Raw genomic sequence first — 17,417 nt, forward strand, 5'->3', positions numbered from 1 at the left:
CCCCTCACCGCCAGGAGGCTCAGCCGTGGCCCGCTTCCCCCAACCGCCCCGGCCCGCCGCGCGACAGGCCAGTCCAGCCAAGAACGAGGAGCCCGAGAACAGAGAACCCGAATACGACGAGCCCCAGCAGCCGGAGTGGAAGGGCCCACCGGAAGATGTCCTGGCCGGTGTGGTGCCCATCGAGCTGGTGCTGGGCCGCGCCAGCAGCACCGTGCTCACCCTCAGCGGCCTCAGCGCCTTCCCCACCGGATTGAGCATGACCTTGGGCGTGCGGGTGCGGGCCCAGGGGCGCGCGGTACACCCGCAGCTGTACCAGCAGGTCTTCACCACGCCCCACCACCGCCAGCGGGGCTCCACCTGGCGGCCCGGTCAGTTGAGCTGGGGGTTCGAGCTGGCCGACGGGCGACAGGTCACCAACGCCGACCCCGGCCCCTGGAGCGAGCAGCCCATCGGCCTCGACGGCACCCCCGACCTCACCTGGCTGCCCTCGCACCCGGTTCTGATCGGTGGTGGCGGGCAGGCCAGCGCCCGCGTGATCGACTGCGAGTACTGGTTGTGGCCGCTGCCGCCGCCTGGGCCCCTGCGGGTGCTGTGCCAGTGGCCCGAGCGGGGCATCGAGCAGGCCTGGCACGAGCTGGACGGGGAGATGTTCCAGCGGGCCGCGCAACGTGCCCAACCGATCTGGCCGCGGCCGTGAGACCGGCGCGCTGACCACCCTCCACCAGCCGAGGACGGGGAGCAGCACCCCCAGCGTCACCGCGCTTCAGCGCTGCCCGTCGAACGCTCGGTCATCCCGCTGTCTTGGACGTCCGCTCGTGCCGACGAGCAAGTGGTCGGGGAACCCGGCACTCACCTCACACCGAAGAACGAGCAACCATCCAACGCTGTCTGCCTCAGCGCGGCTCGGCGCCGTCGACGCGCTCGGGCACGCCGTCTCCCGGCTGCGGCCCGCCGAGGGCCTCGTGCGCGGGCTGGTGCGCGGGCTGTCCGTGGGCGTCGCGGGAGGGATCGCCGAGGGTCTGCAGCATCTGGGTGACGTCGATGCCGGTGGTCCGCTTCAGCACTTCCAGCGTCTGCTGCAGGTTGGTGCCCACCGAACGACTCAGGGCCCCGGCGCCGTCGTTGGAGATGACGGTCAGGTCCTTGATCGCACCCAGGGGGCGGGCGAGCGCCTCGGCCAGCTGCGGCAGGACCTCCAGCGCGCGTTGGGTGAGCGCGGCGTCGCCGAACTGCTTCAACGCCTGCGCCTCCTGGCTCAGCGCCTGCGCCTTGGCCGCACCGGTGGCCGAGAGGGCCTCGGCCTGCGCCTGTCCCTCGAGGCGGACCGCGTCGGACTCGGCGGTGCGCCGCTGCAGCTCGGCCTGCGCGGCCAGACGGACCCGGTTGGCCTCTGCCTCGGCGGACAGGCGCACCCGCTCAGCCTCGGCCTGGGCGGCGGCGATCGCAGCCTGCTGCTCGGCCTCGGCGGCCAGCACGCGTGCGGTCTTGCCCGCCGCCGCCTGCTGCTCGGCCTCGTAACGGCGCGCATCGGCGGGCTTGCGCACCTCGGTGTCCAGGGTGCGTTCGGTCAGCTCAGCCTGGCGCTGCGCCACCCGCTCCTGCTCCTGCAGCACCTGCTGCTGCGCCGCGGCCTCAGCCAGCCGGCCGGCGGCGTCGGCCTCGGCGGCGGCCTTGTCCTGGTCGGCGCGGAACTGCGCCTGCTGCAGCGCCAGGTCACGCTGGGCCTGGGCGATCTTCGCGTCCGACAGCGCCTTGGCCTGCTGGGCCTCCTGGGCGTTGTTCGCCTCGGCGATCTCCGCGGCGCGGCGGGCGTTCGCCGCTTCTGGCCGGCCCAGGTCCTTGAGGTAGTTGCCGTCGTCGCTGACGTCCTGGATCTGCAGGGTGTCCAGGACCAGGCCTTGGTTGTTCAGGCTGGTGACGGCCTCCTCCTCGACCTGGCGGGCGAAGGCGACCCGGTCACGGATGATCTCCTCCACGGTCAAGGTGCCGATGACGCCGCGCAGGCTGCCGGCCAGCACTTCCTGCGTGAACGGCTCGATCTCCTTCTGCTGCTGCAAGAACCGTTGCGCGGCAGCGCGGACCATGTCCTCGGTGCCGCCCACCTTGACGATGGCCACGCCGTCGACGTTCAGCCGGATCCCCTGACGGGAGACCGCGCCGCGGATGGAGATCGGGATGCGCACCGACGACAGCGAAAGCCGGTGCGCCTGCTGCACGAGCGGTTTGACGAACACGCCCGCGCCCATGACGACCTTCTGCCCTGACAGGTCGGTCGTCATCTCGCCGGTCTGCGGGTTGGTCACCGGTCGCCCCTTCTTGCCGACGATGATCAACGCCTCGGACGGGCTGGCGATCTTGTAGCGCGTCTTGACCGCGACGAACGCCACCAGCAGCAGCACGACGAGCGCGCCGACCACGGCGGCGACGAGGATGACGTTGTCCACGACGGTGTCCATCTCACTCCACTCCCCACCCGGCAGGCGACCGCGCCGGCTCCTGCGGGAGGCGTCAGCGGCGGGGAGCCACGGCCTGCTGCAGGGCGGGTGGTGCGGGTACCTGTTCCGGACATCGACGACCACTTTGCCGACCAGGCTTCCCGGCGCACCTGCGCTCAGAGTAGCGCTGATCACTGCTCGTGGTGCCCCCCCTCCCGGGGGAGCAGGACGGCCACCGGCTGAATGGTGCGTCGGCGCATCCTCGACTCGCCCGAAGGTCGGGCCGGGTTCTCCCCGAACGACCAGAGCCAGCTGCTCCGGTTCTGACCTCCTCACCCCAGCCGGGCCGCGACCGCAGCCGGGCGACGGCGCAAGACTCCCAGCGCCGGCAGCAGACCCGCACCGGTGCTGAGGACCGCGACCACTGCGAGCACCAGGAGGAACACCGCCGGGGAACCCGCGGGCAGGACCCGGGAGGTGGTCGACAACGCGAACGGCACCAACGTCGCCGCCGCGACCAGCAGCCCCAGCAGCAGCCCGGCGACGACCAGCACCGTCGATTGCAGGATCACGAGCAGCGCGAGCGCTCCACGGCGGGCCCCCAGGAGGCGGGTGGACAGCAGTTCCCGGCGACGGGACAGGCCCGTGAGGACGGCGGAGTTCACGAGCGCGACGAGCGCATACCCGGTCACCAGCACCGCCAGCAGGTAGCCCGCCCACGTGTTCACCGTGGTACCTGGCGTCTGCGGGCCGGTGGCTCCGGCCGAGACGGTCAGTCCCGGGTGGTCGTCGGCCAGACGGGCGACCGCCCGGGCGATTCCCGCGGCGGCCGCGGTGGCCGCGGTCGGGTCGGTGGAGAGCGCGATCGCCTGCACTCCGGTGGTGCTGTGCGCTGCGGCCAGGTCGACCGGTAGGTAGGCGCTGGGGCCGTCCGCCCCGGGCACGTCGGCCACGACGGCCACCAGGCGCAGCACCACCGGGGAACCGTCCCCCAGGCGAAGGGGGACCCGGTCCCCGATCCGGTAGCCGGACGAGCGCACCGCGCTGAGCGAGAGCGCGACCGTGTCCCCGTGCAACGCCGACAGGTCACCGGACCGCACTCTCGGGCCGAGGATCCCCGCCCCCGTCACCGCGTCCAGGCCCTGCAGCCGCACGGCGTGCCGGGCCGGACCCGGAGTCCACTGCGCTGCCACTCCAGTCGGTCGGGGAGTCTCCACGTAACCGGCGCTGGCGACCACCGGCGAGGCCGCCACCACCCCCGGCACCGCCCGCAGCGCCTGCGTGACCTCGGCGCTCGCAGCGGCAGTGAACCCCGTGGGGGAGGTGGCGACCACGTCGGTGTGCACCTGCCCGGCGGCTGCAGCGGTGGCCACCGCCTGCTGGGTGTTCTGCAGGTACACCGCGCTGGTCGACAACCCGACCGCCAGCATCACCGGGACGACGACGCCCACCGCCCGCGACACCGACGCGCGGACGTCATCGGCGGCGAGCTCGCCCAGCGCACCCGCAGCGCGCAGCGGCGCACTGCACACCACGACCAGCGGGCGGACGACGACGGGACCGAGCAGAGCGAACCCCACCGCCCACACCGTCGCCGCCGGGCCGGCCGTGGCCGCCGCCACCGGGCCGTGCAGGATCTTGAGCGTGACCACGCTGAGCGCGGCACCGCCGGCCAGGACGACGGCCCCGGCCACCGCGCGGGTCCGCGGGAGTCGGCGTGCCGGTTCGTCCGCTGCTTGCAGTGCCTGCCCCGGCCGCGCCCGCGCCGGGCCACGGGCTGCCCCCCAGGAGGCCAGCAGCGCGACGAGCGCGACCGCGCCGAAGGCCGCCAGCACCGGAACGCCCGCCGAGCGGAACAGGAACTGTGACGGCGCTGCCCCGCTGTCCTGCAGCAGCCGCAAACGCCCTGCGCCCCAGTGGCAGCCCCAGCGCAACACCGGGTCCGGCGGCGACGGCAGCCAGCAGGGCGGTCTCGGCGAGCACCGCGCGGTGCACCTGACGGGGTGTGGCGCCCAGAACGCGCAGCAAGCTGAGCTCTCGTTCGCGCTGGCGCAGCGCCAGGCCGGTGGTGCCGACGACGACGAAGACCATCACCGCGACGACCGCGCCCCCGAGCGAACCAGCCAGCGCGATGAGCCCGACGCCGCCGCCGGCCGCCTGCGGAGCCTCCGCCAGGCCCCGGTCCGCGCCGGTGACGACGCGCGCGGCGACGTCGGGCAGCTGCTCGGCGAGCGCCGCCTGGACGCGTCCGGCGACCTCGGTCGCCGACGCACCGTCGGCGAGGAGCACGGCGATCGAGTCCACCTCCTCACCGTGCCGGGCGTAGGCAGCGGCCTGCTCGTCGCTGGCGAAGGCAGCGGGTGCCGCGCTCGCGGGACAGTCCACCAGGCCGCTGAGGATCCACATCGCCCGTGCACCGCCGACGACGGCGTCCACCTCTCCTCCGATCGCGGACCCCGCCGCCAGGCGGCGGTCCAGGACGACCTGCGCAGCACCATGGGGAGCGCTGCCCTGCAGGTGACAGCCCGCGGCGGTGGCTGAGGACCAGCCGTGGCCCGCGAGCGGGGTCTGGCCATCGCCGAGCGCGAAGCTGAACGTGACGTCGGGCAGCACGCCCGCGACACCTTCGACACCGGCGACGACGGCCGCGGTCTGGTCGGGCAACCGCACGCGTTCGCCGTAGGCGGGATCGCCGTCCTGACCGCTGTTGCGCGTCGGGTCGCCGGTGACGACGACGGGAGCAGCGCCCAGGCGGGTCACCGCGACGTCACCGCGCGCCCCGGTCTCCAGCAGGCTCCCGCAGGCGAGCAGTACCGCCGTTCCGCACAAGAGAGCGGTGAACGTGGCCACCGACTGCACCCAGCGTCGCCGCAGCGTCTGCAGTGCCAGCCCGCTCAAGACGTTCCCCCCACGCTCGCACCGGCCACGGCGCCCCAGGCGCCGAGGTGGACCATGCGCTCAGCGATCTGCTCCGCGCTGGATCGGCCCAGTTCACCGTCCAGGCGCCCGTCGGCGAGGAAGACGACGCGGTCGGCGTAGGAGGCGGCCACCGGGTCGTGGGTGACCATGACGACCGTCTGCTGGCGCTCGTCGACGGCGGCGCGCAGCAGCCTCAGGACGTCGCCCGCTGTGCGGGTGTCCAGCGCGCCGGTCGGTTCGTCGCCGAAGAGGACGGCCGGTTTCCCGAGCAGGGCCCGGGCGATCGCCACCCGCTGGCGTTGCCCCCCGGACAGTTCTCCCGGCCTCGCGGTGGAGCGGTGCTCGAGACCGACCTGGGCCAGTGCCTGTGTCACCGCCGTACGCGCCAGCCGATGCCCCGCGAGGCGGGCCGGCAGGGCGACGTTCTGCGCGACCGTCAGCGCGGGAAGCAGGTTGTAGTCCTGGAAGACGAACCCGATGCGTTCGCGACGCAGCACGCTGAGGTGCCGCTCGTCCATCCCGCCGATTTCGTGGCCCTCCAGCCGCACCGATCCCGACGTCGGCCGATCCAGCCCGGAGGCGCACTGCAGCAAGGTGCTCTTGCCCGATCCGGAGGGACCCATAACCGCGGTGAACGAGCCGCGCTGGAACTGCAGCGTCACTCCGGCCAGGGCATCGATCTCGCGCCGGCGGCCGCCGTAGCGCTTGACGACGTCAGTGAGTTCCAGGACCGTCCGCGTCAGCGACCCACCCTGGGCCTGAGACGGCGGGGCGGACTTCCACTGCCGATCGGGGACCTGTTCGTCCCGGTCTCCACGTCTGCTCGTCTTGCGCACCGCACTGGCCTTTCGTTCGGGGTCGGGGTTCTTCGAGGTTTCGGATTCGTGCGGGAGATGGGGCGTGGTCGCCCGGCCTTCGACCGCACGGCAAGGAATCGGGTACCCGTGTTTCGTCGGGTGTCGGCGGGTTCTGGCTGTCGGAACTGACGGGGACCCGTCGTGGATCGACCGGTCGCCGGTTCGTGTCTGCGTGCGCAGGAACGGGAGGCGGCGGACCACCGGGAGGGTCTTCGGAGCATCGCGCGGACGCAGACGGCTCAAGGCCGCCGAGTCGGCCGAGAACGCCGCTGGCCGATGCGTCCGGCACGGGAGGCGGCGATCGGGGAACCGGTGTTCCCGCGTTCAGCGGCGTGACGGCAACCGGTCGGTGCTGCAAGGCTCAGCAGAGGAGCCTCGCTGGTGCAGGGTGCGCGCGACGGGACCTGCGACGGCGTGGGAGAAGCTGGTGCGGTCCTCAGCCAGGGGCACCCGGCCCGGCGCTACCGAGGGGCGCTACCGGTCCATCGCGCGACGACAGGTTCCGGCATGGTGTCGTGCAGCAACCCCGGTAGCCGACTGAGGACGTCGGCGTAGGCCTGCGCGAGGTCGTCGGTGCGGGCACCGGCTGCTCGCCAGCGTCGCTGGGCAATGACCGAGGCAGCACCGAACACCGCCACGACGAGCACGGCATCCTCACGGCAGTCAGGTCCGAAGTCCTCACGGGCGGTGATGAGCTCGGCCAGTTCGTCCTGCCGCTCGGCGTCACGCAAGGCAGCCCGGGCGCGGATGGACTCCACAGCCGCCACCTGGTCCTGGACGATGCGGACTTCGGTGCCGTTGGCCTGATCGAACGTCTCGGTGAGGGCGTCGGTCAGCGCCGTCGCGAGCGTCTGGAACACCGGAGCGGTCGCGCCGAGTTCGGCGACGCGTTCGACGAATCGGTCGTTCGTGGTGTCGGCGAGGGAGAGGACCAGATCCTCCTTGGTGGCGAAGTGGCGGAACACCGTCTGGTGCGAAACCCCCGCCTCCCGGGCGACCTCCTCCACGGTCACGTGAGCGAACCCACGACGGTCGAAGAGCCGCAGCGCGGCCGAGCGGATGCTCGCTCGCCGTTCGGCGACCTGTCGGCGACGAACGGGTGGTGCGGGCGGCTCCATGGACACCATGATTGCGTTAGTGACTAACACTTGTCAAGAGGTGACGGCCTCCGCCAGGACACCCGACCCCCCGGAGCACGGCCCACGGAGCACGGCCCACGGAGCACGGCCCGTCCACAGCACCGCCGCCCACCGCGGGCCCTCGCTCCAGACGGGCGCAGGGCCCGTGCACCGCTTCGTCAAGGGTTCAAAGCACGTACCGCCCGGACGGCGCTGAGCAGGTTCAACCCGGTGCACTGCCGCACGAGGCGTACCGCAGCGACTTCGCCGGACCTGCCGAGCAGAGCGGAAACCTCGGCACGCAGAGGCTCCGGGAGCAACACCGCCACCGGCGCCTCATCGACGACCACCCCGGTACCACGCAGCCGCCGGATCCATTTGCGCATCACGCCATCCCTTCAACAGGTGACCAGTCGTCCACAGTTGTCCGCCACCTTGGTGTTAGTCACTCACCTCTGTCAAACGCGGGGTCGAACCTGCTACACCACCACTCCCCCTCCTGCATCGATGGTTCTTCGGATGGGTCTGCTGCACGGTTGGGTGACCTCCGAGGTGACTCGTCCGAGGGTGAGTCCGGAAGGATGTCGCTGCGCCCAAGCCCTACCCCCGCGAGTACCGGGACGACGTCGTGCGCGTGACCCGGGACCGCGACCCCGGTGTGACGTTGGAGCAGGGCGCGGCCGACTTCGGCATCCACGGCATGACGCTGTCGAAGTGGATGCGCCAGGCGGATGTGGATGCCGGGTGAAGCCGGGAAGCACGCCAACGGACAACGCCGAGCTGCGGGAGACGCGACGGTGGATCAAGCTGCCGGAGCGGGAGAACGAGGTCCTGCGCCGGGCCGCGGCCTACCTGTCCCAGGCCAACCTGCCCGCAGGCTCAGGACGTGGCTCGGGAAAGTGATCTTCCCGCTCGTGAGGGAGCAGGACGGACGAGGGCATCCCGGTGGCCCTCACGTGCCGGGCCTTGAACATCGCTCGACAGGTTTCCTACCGCTGGCTGGCCGAGCCGGTCACCGACACTGAGTCGGAGCGGTCTTACCGCGCCCACGCCTTGTCCGACGCCCACCGCGACGACCCGGAGTTCGGCTACCACCATCTGCACGAGGAAGCCGCGCAGGCCGGGCAGCCGATGCCGGCGCGGACGGCGTGGCGGATCTGCTCAGACAACCGGTGGTGGAGCGCGTTCGCCAAGCGGCGCAGCGAGTACGACAAGCGACCGTGCCCACCGGTGCACGACGACCTCGTGCAACGGAAGTTCACCGCAGCGGCGACCCGAACCAACTACGGCTCACCGACATCACCGAGCACTGGACGGGCGAAGTCAAGCTGTGTCTGTGCGCCATCGACGACGTGTTCTCCCGCCGCCTCCTGGGCTACTCCATCGACCCACGGATGACCTCCCGCCTCGCCGTCCGTGCACTGACCCACGCCGTTGCGCGCCGGTACGTTGAGGGCCTCAGCGTCGCTGGTTGCCGAGTCCACAGCGACCGCGGGTTGCAGTTTCGATCGAGGCGATTCGTCCCGGGCCTGAGTCGCCACGGCCTGGTCGGATCGATGGGCCGCGTCGATGCCGCCGGGGGCACCGCGGCGCTGGAAGGCTTCTTCGGGTTGCTGCAGAACAACGTCCTGGACCGGCGGGTATGGGCTACCCGCGACGAGTTGCGGATCGCGATCGTGACCTGGATCGAGCGGACCTACCACCGCCGTCGCCGGCAGAGCGGGTTGGGCCGGTTGCCCCCCTTGAGTACGAGACCATCATGCCCGCGCCGGCCGCCCTGGCCGCGTGACGCAACTGTCACCTGATCGTGCAGCGAACCCGGCGGACAGGACCTGGGCATGAGCGATCCTCTCGGGCGTCCGAGCGGTCACCGTCTCTCGACACGCGAGTCCGGAGAACTGGGTCGTGATCGAGGCGACCAGACCATAGGCGGGGTGGGTGTTCGACCTCATCACAGCCTCCGAACATGCTCAGTACGGAACTCGCCTACCTGAGAGACTTTCTCGACCGCGTCCTGGTCCCGGCCCACCACCCGAGGTTGACCATCCCGCGACGCCGAAGACCGCCCAGCGCGACCAGACACCCCACACTTCGGGCCCCGGCTCTTCGTGGAGTCCCCCGGCTCTGCTGGGCGCTGCCGGAACCCGCTCCGCCGCCGGCACCAGCCCACGACCACCCCGCTCACGACCATCCCGCAGGCCGCGCCTTCTGCGGATGCACGAAAGCACGCCACCAGCCAACTCGTCCGCGCAGTCAGTCACCCCAGTCCAGCTGGTGCGCAGGAGTTCCGACCCGCCGCCCCCAGGCGACCGCCTCCTCACGAGCAACAGCATCACCGATGCAGTACCGGAAGACGCGCCCGGCGAAGACCACCACGTGCTCCGCACCCACCACGAAGTCCGCCCACCACCCCGTCTGCGGTTGCAGCGCATCGGAGAGGACTGCCGCCAGGTGCTCAGCACGTTCATCGGGAGCGGTGAAGTCCAGGAACGTCCACACCGTCGGCTGACCCGGCGCAGCACCCCCACCACCGGACACGGCGGGCTCTGCAGATCCACCCGGCTGCGTGTCGACCGAGACGTCGTGCCTGCCCAAGCGCAGCACGACCAGGTCAGGCACGCGCACCTCAGCGCCCACCCGCAAGCTCTCGACGATCAACCGTCCCTCCAGCACCCCCCGATGCTAGGACGAACGAGCACCGATGCGGTGTCCGAGACCGAGCCACCGTCCGCGACGGCACGACCCTCCTCACCGATCAGCTGGACAACGGCTCCGGGCGTTCCCTGCACCGAGGACAACCCCGGTCGGACTGCTTCCGCCTGCGGCTACCGCAGGAGACAGAACTCGTTCCCCTCGGGGTCGCTCAGCTGCACCCACCCCTCGTACTCACCGACGACGCTGGCCCCCAGCGCCACCAGACGAGCCACCTCGGCGGGGTGGTCACCCGTGCTCAGATCCAGGTGCACCCGGTTCTTGACCACCTTGCCTTCAGGCACCAGCACGAAGAAGTAGCGCGGCAAACTCGCGCCGGCCTCGACGAGCACGCTGGATCGTCCTCGGGATCATCGATGCCCTCCGCAGCGAGACGGCGGAGTTCATCGTCGTCGTAAGGGGCCACCCGATAACCCTCCAGCGCTTCGGCCCGAAAGCGCGCCAACGACGCGGGATGCCGGGAGTCGAACACGATGTCACGCAACGAGGCCACCCTCTGAACCCTAGCCAGGTCTGCAAGCGTCCCCGCCGCACACTCACGGCGCGGACATCGCACGTCTGCCCGGAGGCGCGCGTCGCCAGCAGGGAGCTTCGTGACCGAGGAACGACCACCACACGGCTACACCAAGGCGACCCGCAGCGACCACGGCCTCGTCACCCAGCGCCACCTCGGACCCGGTGCCTCGCTGCGCCAGCACGCCGAGGTCACCGCCCTTCGCCACCTCGCCGGCACCTTGCCCGTACCGGCCCTGCTCCACGACCAGGCGGAACGGGTGTTCCGAACCCGTCGTCTGCACCTCCTCGGCGCCTTGCCGAACCTGTTCGACGGCTACGGCACAGAGCCGGCCCGGGGCCGGCGCCAGGCCGCGATGGTCGCCGAGTGCGAGTGGCCGTGAACTTCGCCACCTGCCGACGTGCATGCGTCGGCGGTTCTAGAGATCGGCGCCGGTATCGGCGTCCAATCGTCGGCGCACATGGGCCAGGCGGTCCTCGGGGTAGCGCCCGGCGAGGTCGTCGAGCATGAACCGGCAGGCCCACGCCCGTGCCTGCGCCGGCAGGTCCTCGAACCCGGCGGCATCGGACCACCCCCGCACCAGCGCAGCGACGCGCGGCTCGAAGCGCCGGGCCAGCACCGCGGGATCGAGCGTCAAGATCGACCACGTGCGGGCACGATCCAGCACCGAGGGTCCGGCGGCAGTGTTGGCCCAGTCCACCACGCCACTGACCTCGCCGGCCGCGTTCACGAGAACGTTCAGCGGATGCAGATCCAGGTGCAGCAGGCTGTCCCCACCGGCCAGGCTCGGCGGTTCCGCCTCCGGCGCCAGCGTGGAGTTGGGTACGCCCGCCAGGACCGGCGGCGGCGCGACTGCCGCGAGGGCGAGCTGCGCAGCACCGCCCGCCTCGCCGTGGCGACGGGCCTGCGCCGGGGACAGATCGCCGACGTCCCAGGCCGGGCGCCCCCGCAACCGGGTCAGCAGCAGCACAGCGTGAGCCCGTCCTCGATCGTCGACGTACCGGGCCTCCTGGAGGACCTCTGGAACGGGCACCACGCTCGCGGCGGCCGTCATGGCTGCCCTCTCCCGATCCAGCACGTCCGGGGCGCCCATGCGCAAGATGTGCTCACCACACGCCCAGGTCTGGCCGCTTTCCCCACCGACCGCCGCCAGGGACTCGTTCGCCATCCCCAGGGCGGCAGCAGCCCGACGAACCTGCGTGGACCAGGGTGATCGGCCAGTCCCGGGGTCGGTGGAGGCGTCTTTCGTCACGAAGGCGAGTGTGCCAAGCGGGCAGAGCCCGACGAACCCCCGGACACCACGGTCATCCCGCCGTTCGCGCGCCTGTCACCCCAGCATCGACGATCATGGCGGTGATGAGCATGCGCCTGTGCACCGATCTCACCCCCGCGGCCTGGATCACCCACGACCCCGCGCCCTGGAACAGGCTGACCACCCTGGGCCCCAGCGGACTACCCGCCTACGCGCGTCTGCTCTTCCTGCCCGACCCCACCCACCCCGGCCAGAGCGAGAACGACGCCCCCGCCCGCGACGACGGCCGATCCGAAACCGACCTGCTGCGCACCGCCCTGACCCACCTCACCTCCCACACCACCACCCCGCAGGAGTGCTACTTCCTCCTGTGGGACGGCTGGGACCTCCACCCCTCCCCGACCAGAACCCCGACCAGAACCCTGACCGGCCGCGCTCCACGCCCACCCGCCGCCCCGGCCCAGGGGCCCACCCGTCCCACCGACGACCCGGAACACCTCAGGCCGCCGGTCGGTGCCCAACCTGGCGTCTCCCCGGGCGCGCGGCGGCCCACGACCGGCGCACCGCTGGTCTCGCTGCCCGAACGCGACTACCACCTCTTCCGCGGCACCGTCGACGACCTCGGCGACTGGGGACCAGACCTGCCGGCCGCACCTTCTGGCTGGGCACCCGACCCCGCCTTCTTCTGGCCGGCCGACCACGCCTGGTGCATCACCCGAGACGTCGACCCGCACTACGCCACCATCGCCGCCGGCAACGCCGCGATCACCGCGCTCCTGCACGACCCGCAACTCGACGTCGTCCCCACCGACCCCAGCCAGCCACAGCCGTACTACTGGTGAACCGTCAGCTGACAACCGCACGGTCATCCCGCCGTCGTGGACGTTCGGTCGCACCCCGATCAGCGCGCAGTCGAGAACCACCTGAGGAAGGCGCCCAGCCGGTCCTCGACGCCCCAGGCAAACCAGGTGCTCAACATCTCCACCTCGATCCAAGATGCCCACCGTGACCAACGAGGCCATCGCGTTCATCCGCCCCGCCGCACTCACCGACCAGGCGCCCTACGCCTACGCCGCCGTCACCGGCGCCCAGCAGACCATCCACACCTCCGGTGCGTGCCCTCTGGACGCCGACGGGAACACCGTCGCCGTCGGTGACTACGTCGGCCAGGCGCACCAGGTCATGGCCAACCTGATCACCACCTTGCGCGAGGCCGGCGCGGAGCTGAGCGACGTGGTCAAGAGCACCGTCTACGTCGCCAGCAGCCAGCGTGACGACCTCGACGCCGTGTGGGACGTCGTCCACAGCACCCTCGGCGACCACGACGCACCCAGCACTCTGCTGGGCGTGAGCGTCCTGGGCTGGCCGGACCAACTGGTGGAGGTGGAGGCGGTCGCAGTCATCGCAGAACCTCCTGTGCGGTGATCCCAGACGCCAGTCGACGGCCGACCTACCGCAGCCGAACGTTCTCCCGGCACTGCCCGTGAGGCTGGTGTCGGGGACCGCGTGTGGCAGGGACGCTCTCGATGGCGGCATGAGCCCGGGGGTTGCAGCACGCCCGGTGGGGCGCGGGACGGGGTGGCAGTCGGCCATCGCTCTGCAGCGCCCAGCACCGGCGTGATGAGAGCCTCGGCGACGCCGGAACCCTGCGGGTACCGGGTTGTGACCGAGCGCAGGGCTCCTGCTGGCCGCACCCGCTGCCCGCCTCACAGCTGGACGAGACGTCGACCTCGCGCTCGGCAGGGACGCTGCGGTTGGTAGGCGCATCAGCGCGCTCCGTGACGACTCCTCCGGCTGAGAGTGGTATGTGTAAGCCTCCTGGCTGATTCGCCAGCGAACGCAGATGCAGTTCCCTCGCCTCCCGGTTGAGCCAGCGAGGAAGGCAAGGGTGTCGCCGCTGCGGTGCGGCGGGGGGAAGGGGACGGCTCGTGCGCTTGGCGCGGATGTGGCGTGCGCTGGCGCCGCTGGTGGCCTCCGAAGTGGCCGACGACGTCTTCGCCCGCCGCACCCTGGCCCGCGTGCTCGGCCTGCAGTACGTCCTCGGCGGCGTCCTGGCCTGGCTCTTCGCCCTCGTAGCCCTGCCACCGACGACCCGAGCGTCCGTGGTCGCCTGCGGTGCCACCGCGATCGTCGCCGGCGCGGTCATGGGGATCGTCAGCGTCCTGCGGCTGTCCTCGCGGACCCTCACCGCCGTTTCGCACGTGTGCATCGTCTCCGCGCAGGTGCTCATCGCGATCGCCTACGCCCGCGCCCGCGGACCGGGTGGTCCGCTGCTGCTGTTCCTGCTGTGGACCGCCCCCTACGCCGGAATCTCCTCCCCCCGCGCCCGCTGGATGCACGTCGCCGTCGCGTGCACCGCCCTGATCGCGGCCTCCACCGCAGTGCCCGGAGACCCGGGCACCACAGCGGTCAGCATCGTGATCTTCGCCGCCACCGTGGTCATCACCAGCATGCTCACCGCCCGCATGACCACCCGGCTGCGCCGCAGCGCCACCCAGGACCCGCTCACCGGACTGCCCAACCGCCGCCTGCTGCACGCCGCCACCCACGCGGCTCTGGTCCGCCGCGCAGCCCGCGGCGGCACGGTCGCCGTCCTGCTGATCGACCTGGACCGCTTCAAGCACGTCAACGACACCTTCGGCCACGAGAGCGGCGACGCCCTGCTGCAGCAGGTGGTGCCACGAATGCTGGCGGTGCTCGGACCCGACGACGTCCTGGCCCGTCTGGGCGGAGACGAGTTCGCCGTCGTCTGCGAAGACCCCGGCGGCGCCCTGGATCCCGCCGACGTGGCCGCCCGCTTCGACCGGGTGTGGGCCGAGCCGGTCCTGGTCGGTGAGCGCACCCTGCACGTCAGCGGCAGCACAGGCGTCGCCCTCGCCGAGGACGGGGCGACGCCGCGCACCCTGCTGCGGGACGCCGACGCCGCCATGTACGAGTCCAAGCGCCGCGGCCCGGGCACCTTCCAGGTCTTCTCCGCCGACGTCGCCGCCCGCGCCCAGCGCCTGCTGCTGCTGGAGCAGGGGCTGCAGCAGGCCGTGCAGCGCCAGGAGCTGGCGGTGCACTACCAACCGGTCATCGCCTTGGGCGGTCCGCGCGCCGGCCGCGTCATCGGCGCCGAAGCGCTGCTGCGCTGGAGCAGCGTCGAACTGGGCGCGGTAGGACCCGACGAGTTCATCCCCGTCGCCGAGGACGCCGGGCTCGTTTCCGCCCTGGGCGATTGGGTGCTGCAGCGGGCGCTGGGCGATCTGGCCGACTGGCGCGCTCGCGGGGTGGTCGGTGACGACTTCCAGGTCGCCGTCAACGTCAGTGCCCACCAGCTCAGCCACGCCCTGCCCGAGCGGGTCACCCACCTCTTGACGCAGTTCGACTTGCGCGCCGCCGACCTCGGCCTGGAGCTGACCGAGACCGCCGTCGTCAAGGGCGGCGCCCCGCAGGTGCTGCACAGCCTGCGCGAGCTGGGCGTGAGCCTGCTGCTGGACGACTTCGGCACCGGCTACTCCTCGCTGTCCCAGCTGCAGGAGCTGCCCTTCGACGTCGTGAAGGTGGACCGCGCCTTCGTCGCCGGCATGTCCCGCTCCCCTCGCGATCGGGCGCTGGTGCTGGCGGTCCTGTCCTTGGCCGGCGCACTGGGCATGTCGGTGGTGGCTGAAGGCGTGGAGGAGGCCTACCAGGCCGAGCAGCTGCGCGCCGCCGGCTGCGCAGCCGCACAGGGCTGGTACTTCGCCGAAGCAGTGCCCGCCGTCGACCTACCGGCCGCCGTGCACGCGGCGGGCGCTCGGCTGACGCCGAAGGCTTCAACCACCCCCGGACAGAGCGCGCCGGCTGAGTCTGCTCGATGACCGCTGCCTCGAGGAGGCGAACGCTCGGCCCGGCCCGTCGCACCAGCGAGCAGCCCGCTGCGGCGAGGCCTCGGCCAGCGACGCGGGGGCGCTGGAACCACGGGCCGCTGCCGCGACCGGCTTCACGGAACGACCACGAGCGGGGAGTTCCTGGACGTCGACGAGCCGACGAACCGGTGGGATCGAAGTGGTGATGCCGATGGCGTCCGCGAAGTGAGCGATGCCGGCCACCGCGACCTGCCCGCGCGTCAGCAGGCCGTGCACGACGCCGTCCGGACGCACTGGAACCTGGGACCGGGGACGGTCGACCCCCTGCCCGGCGGCATGAACTCCACCACCTGGACGGTGACGAGCACCAGGGCCCACCCCCCTCGGCGGTGGGTGGCCAAGCTCGTCGCACTCCAGCAGCGTGAAGCCTTCGTCCGGGGTTTGAGCGCCGCCGAGCGCGTCCAGGACGCCGGCATCCCCCCCGGAGCGCCCGAACCCACCCGCGAGACGCCTACGCGCGTACCGCCACCAGCCCGCCGTGGAGATCGCCACCGGAGTGGACGTTCTGCTACGGGTGCGCTGGGCGGTGCAGGCCGACTACTTCGCCCGCCGGCTGGTCAACGACGACCGCACCGGCATCAACGATCCGGCCGAGAACTTCACCGGGCTGCACGATGCGCGGGACTTCTTCGAGCGCGACCGGTGACCCACCTGGCAGAACGGACGAGGAATCCGGCGCGAACTCAGGCGCCGACCGACCGACTCGTGGTTCGTCGCCACCTCAGGGTGCCGGACGTCCGGCCTCGGCGTGCGCCGCGTTGGGCGGCCGCTGTTGCCCACCGCGTTCACCGCCCATGACCCAGACCGCGACGTCGAGAACACCCCAACCACCCGCACCAGCCGCAACACGACTTCGCCCACCCCACCGCACCGGCACCGAGAAACGCGTCTCCCCAGAGCCGGCCGACTCCAGCGTCACGTACCAGCCCGTCCAGGTCCCGCACGCACCGCCGCCCTGGCACGGCACCTGGGAAGGTGCGCTGAGGTACAAACTCGCGTCCCCGGCGTGCAACCGTTGCGGCTCCGCCTGCATCGCGACCCCCACAACCGGCTGGTCTTCCTCGCCCGCAGCAGTGCGCGGCACCGAGAGCCCCACCTCCACTGCCACCGCCTCACACGGAGCCATCACCACCGCTACATCCCGCCCTACCTGCTGAACCGCTACCGCACCCACTGCACGAGTCCTCAGCACCACATCCGACAAGGAACTCACCGCAGCGGTCGGGGACTGCAGCGACACCCCACCCGGCGACCCGTCCCGCAACTGGCGCAGCCGAGCGCTGAACTGCACCACACTGACCTCGGCGAGGTCGCAATCGCGAACCTCCACGCCCGGCGGACGCGATGCCTGAGCCTGCTCGCGCCAGGGCGACCAGGAGAACGAAGCTCCCATGACGATCAGCGCGGCGACCGTGAACGCCGGCGCCTCCCAGCCCCTCCCACGCCCCCGGTTCCGCCCTTGCCCTCGGCCTCGGCTCCGAGCTCGCGGTGGATCGGGCGGTGGACCACTCCTGGCCACCCGGCCCCCGGACACCCCTCGTCTGCGAGGCACAGCACGATGCTGCCAGCAAGAGCGATCCCGGTCACCACGACGATCGATGCGCGTCCGCAGCCGTCCACGGGGGTCTGCCCCGGTCTCGTCGACTCCCACCGGCAGGGGCGGTCAGGCCGCGCGTGAGCGGCTCGTGCCGATGTCTCGGACTCGACGAGCGGCACGCGGTGG

14 protein-coding genes and 2 pseudogenes are annotated in these 17,417 nt (G+C 71.8%); 8 read left to right on the plus strand and 8 right to left on the minus strand.

Annotated elements, in window-relative coordinates; translation table 11 throughout:
* The first annotated feature begins 172 nt into the window (after positions 1-172).
* Positions 173-697 (plus strand): hypothetical protein, encoded by a 525-nt coding sequence (locus tag ACRYR2_RS19030; protein ID WP_432564458.1) that lies wholly within the window; start codon positions 173-175, stop codon positions 695-697.
* Positions 698-893: 196 nt separating this feature from the next.
* On the opposite strand, the gene ACRYR2_RS19035 is transcribed toward ACRYR2_RS19030, so the two are convergent.
* The 3 genes from ACRYR2_RS19035 to ACRYR2_RS19045 form a co-directional block, all read right to left on the minus strand.
* On the minus strand, positions 894-2,456 hold the full coding sequence (locus ACRYR2_RS19035) for a flotillin family protein (protein ID WP_432564459.1): 1,563 nt from the start codon (positions 2,454-2,456) through the stop codon (positions 894-896).
* 311 nt (positions 2,457-2,767) lie between these two features.
* A complete protein-coding gene (locus tag ACRYR2_RS19040) occupies positions 2,768-3,865 on the minus strand; it encodes an ABC transporter permease (RefSeq protein WP_432564495.1) in 1,098 nt (365 codons plus the stop codon).
* Positions 3,866-3,911: 46 nt separating this feature from the next.
* Entirely contained in the window at positions 3,912-4,526 is a 615-nt protein-coding gene (locus ACRYR2_RS19045; RefSeq protein WP_432564496.1) for an FtsX-like permease family protein, read from the minus strand.
* Between ACRYR2_RS19045 and ACRYR2_RS19050 the strand changes: the two genes are divergently transcribed.
* The gene (locus ACRYR2_RS19050) at positions 4,425-4,976 is read left to right on the plus strand and encodes a hypothetical protein (protein WP_432564498.1); all 552 of its coding nucleotides are present in this window, start codon (positions 4,425-4,427) and stop codon (positions 4,974-4,976) included. The genes ACRYR2_RS19045 and ACRYR2_RS19050 overlap by 102 nt on opposite strands.
* Positions 4,977-5,329: 353 nt before the next feature.
* On the opposite strand, the gene ACRYR2_RS19055 is transcribed toward ACRYR2_RS19050, so the two are convergent.
* A complete protein-coding gene (locus ACRYR2_RS19055; RefSeq protein ID WP_432564497.1) occupies positions 5,330-6,097 on the minus strand; it encodes an ABC transporter ATP-binding protein in 768 nt (255 codons plus the stop codon).
* 575 nt (positions 6,098-6,672) lie between these two features.
* Complete coding sequence (locus ACRYR2_RS19060; protein WP_432564460.1) at positions 6,673-7,338, minus strand: TetR/AcrR family transcriptional regulator; 666 nt, start codon at positions 7,336-7,338, stop codon at positions 6,673-6,675.
* A gap of 619 nt (positions 7,339-7,957) precedes the next feature.
* Here ACRYR2_RS19060 and ACRYR2_RS19065 point away from each other — a divergent pair.
* A pseudogene (locus ACRYR2_RS19065) lies at positions 7,958-9,118 on the plus strand (IS3 family transposase).
* Between the two features lie 464 nt (positions 9,119-9,582).
* Here ACRYR2_RS19065 and ACRYR2_RS19070 read toward each other — a convergent pair.
* Positions 9,583-9,948, minus strand: coding sequence for a hypothetical protein (locus ACRYR2_RS19070; protein ID WP_432564461.1), 366 nt, complete (start codon positions 9,946-9,948; stop codon positions 9,583-9,585).
* A 206-nt stretch (positions 9,949-10,154) separates the two neighbouring features.
* Positions 10,155-10,534, minus strand: a pseudogene (locus ACRYR2_RS19075) (VOC family protein).
* 100 nt (positions 10,535-10,634) lie between these two features.
* Here ACRYR2_RS19075 and ACRYR2_RS19080 point away from each other — a divergent pair.
* The gene (locus ACRYR2_RS19080) at positions 10,635-10,937 is read left to right on the plus strand and encodes a hypothetical protein (protein ID WP_432564462.1); all 303 of its coding nucleotides are present in this window, start codon (positions 10,635-10,637) and stop codon (positions 10,935-10,937) included.
* A gap of 36 nt (positions 10,938-10,973) precedes the next feature.
* On the opposite strand, the gene ACRYR2_RS19085 is transcribed toward ACRYR2_RS19080, so the two are convergent.
* A complete protein-coding gene (locus ACRYR2_RS19085; protein ID WP_432564463.1) occupies positions 10,974-11,807 on the minus strand; it encodes a phosphotransferase in 834 nt (277 codons plus the stop codon).
* A 104-nt stretch (positions 11,808-11,911) separates the two neighbouring features.
* Between ACRYR2_RS19085 and ACRYR2_RS19090 the strand changes: the two genes are divergently transcribed.
* The 4 genes from ACRYR2_RS19090 to ACRYR2_RS19105 all read left to right on the plus strand — a co-directional run bounded on the left by ACRYR2_RS19090 (position 11,912) and on the right by ACRYR2_RS19105 (position 16,340).
* Entirely contained in the window at positions 11,912-12,649 is a 738-nt protein-coding gene (locus tag ACRYR2_RS19090) for a hypothetical protein (protein WP_432564464.1), read from the plus strand.
* 163 nt (positions 12,650-12,812) lie between these two features.
* On the plus strand, positions 12,813-13,232 hold the full coding sequence (locus ACRYR2_RS19095; protein ID WP_432564465.1) for a RidA family protein: 420 nt from the start codon (positions 12,813-12,815) through the stop codon (positions 13,230-13,232).
* A 503-nt stretch (positions 13,233-13,735) separates the two neighbouring features.
* Positions 13,736-15,646 carry a putative bifunctional diguanylate cyclase/phosphodiesterase gene (locus tag ACRYR2_RS19100; RefSeq protein ID WP_432564466.1) on the plus strand — a complete coding sequence of 637 codons (1,911 nt, stop codon included), beginning with the start codon at positions 13,736-13,738 and terminating at the stop codon, positions 15,644-15,646.
* A gap of 526 nt (positions 15,647-16,172) precedes the next feature.
* Positions 16,173-16,340, plus strand: a complete 168-nt coding sequence (locus ACRYR2_RS19105) for a hypothetical protein (protein WP_432564467.1) — start codon at positions 16,173-16,175, stop codon at positions 16,338-16,340.
* Positions 16,341-17,417: the final 1,077 nt, after the last annotated feature.

Origin of the sequence: Kineococcus deserti (genome assembly GCF_050871945.1) — a bacterium.
Taxonomy (GTDB): domain Bacteria; phylum Actinomycetota; class Actinomycetes; order Actinomycetales; family Kineococcaceae; genus Kineococcus.

Excerpts from the sequence above, each read along its gene's own strand:
- ACRYR2_RS19045 (WP_432564496.1), bottom strand. The coding sequence starts at position 4,526 with ATGGTCTTCGTCGTCGTCGGCACCACCGGCCTGGCGCTGCGCCAGCGC.
- ACRYR2_RS19040 (WP_432564495.1), bottom strand. The coding sequence starts at position 3,865 with ATGCTGGCGGTCGGGTTGTCGACCAGCGCGGTGTACCTGCAGAACACC.
- ACRYR2_RS19035 (WP_432564459.1), bottom strand. The coding sequence starts at position 2,456 with ATGGACACCGTCGTGGACAACGTCATCCTCGTCGCCGCCGTGGTCGGC.
- ACRYR2_RS19090 (WP_432564464.1), top strand. The coding sequence starts at position 11,912 with ATGAGCATGCGCCTGTGCACCGATCTCACCCCCGCGGCCTGGATCACC.
- ACRYR2_RS19060 (WP_432564460.1), bottom strand. The coding sequence starts at position 7,338 with ATGGTGTCCATGGAGCCGCCCGCACCACCCGTTCGTCGCCGACAGGTC.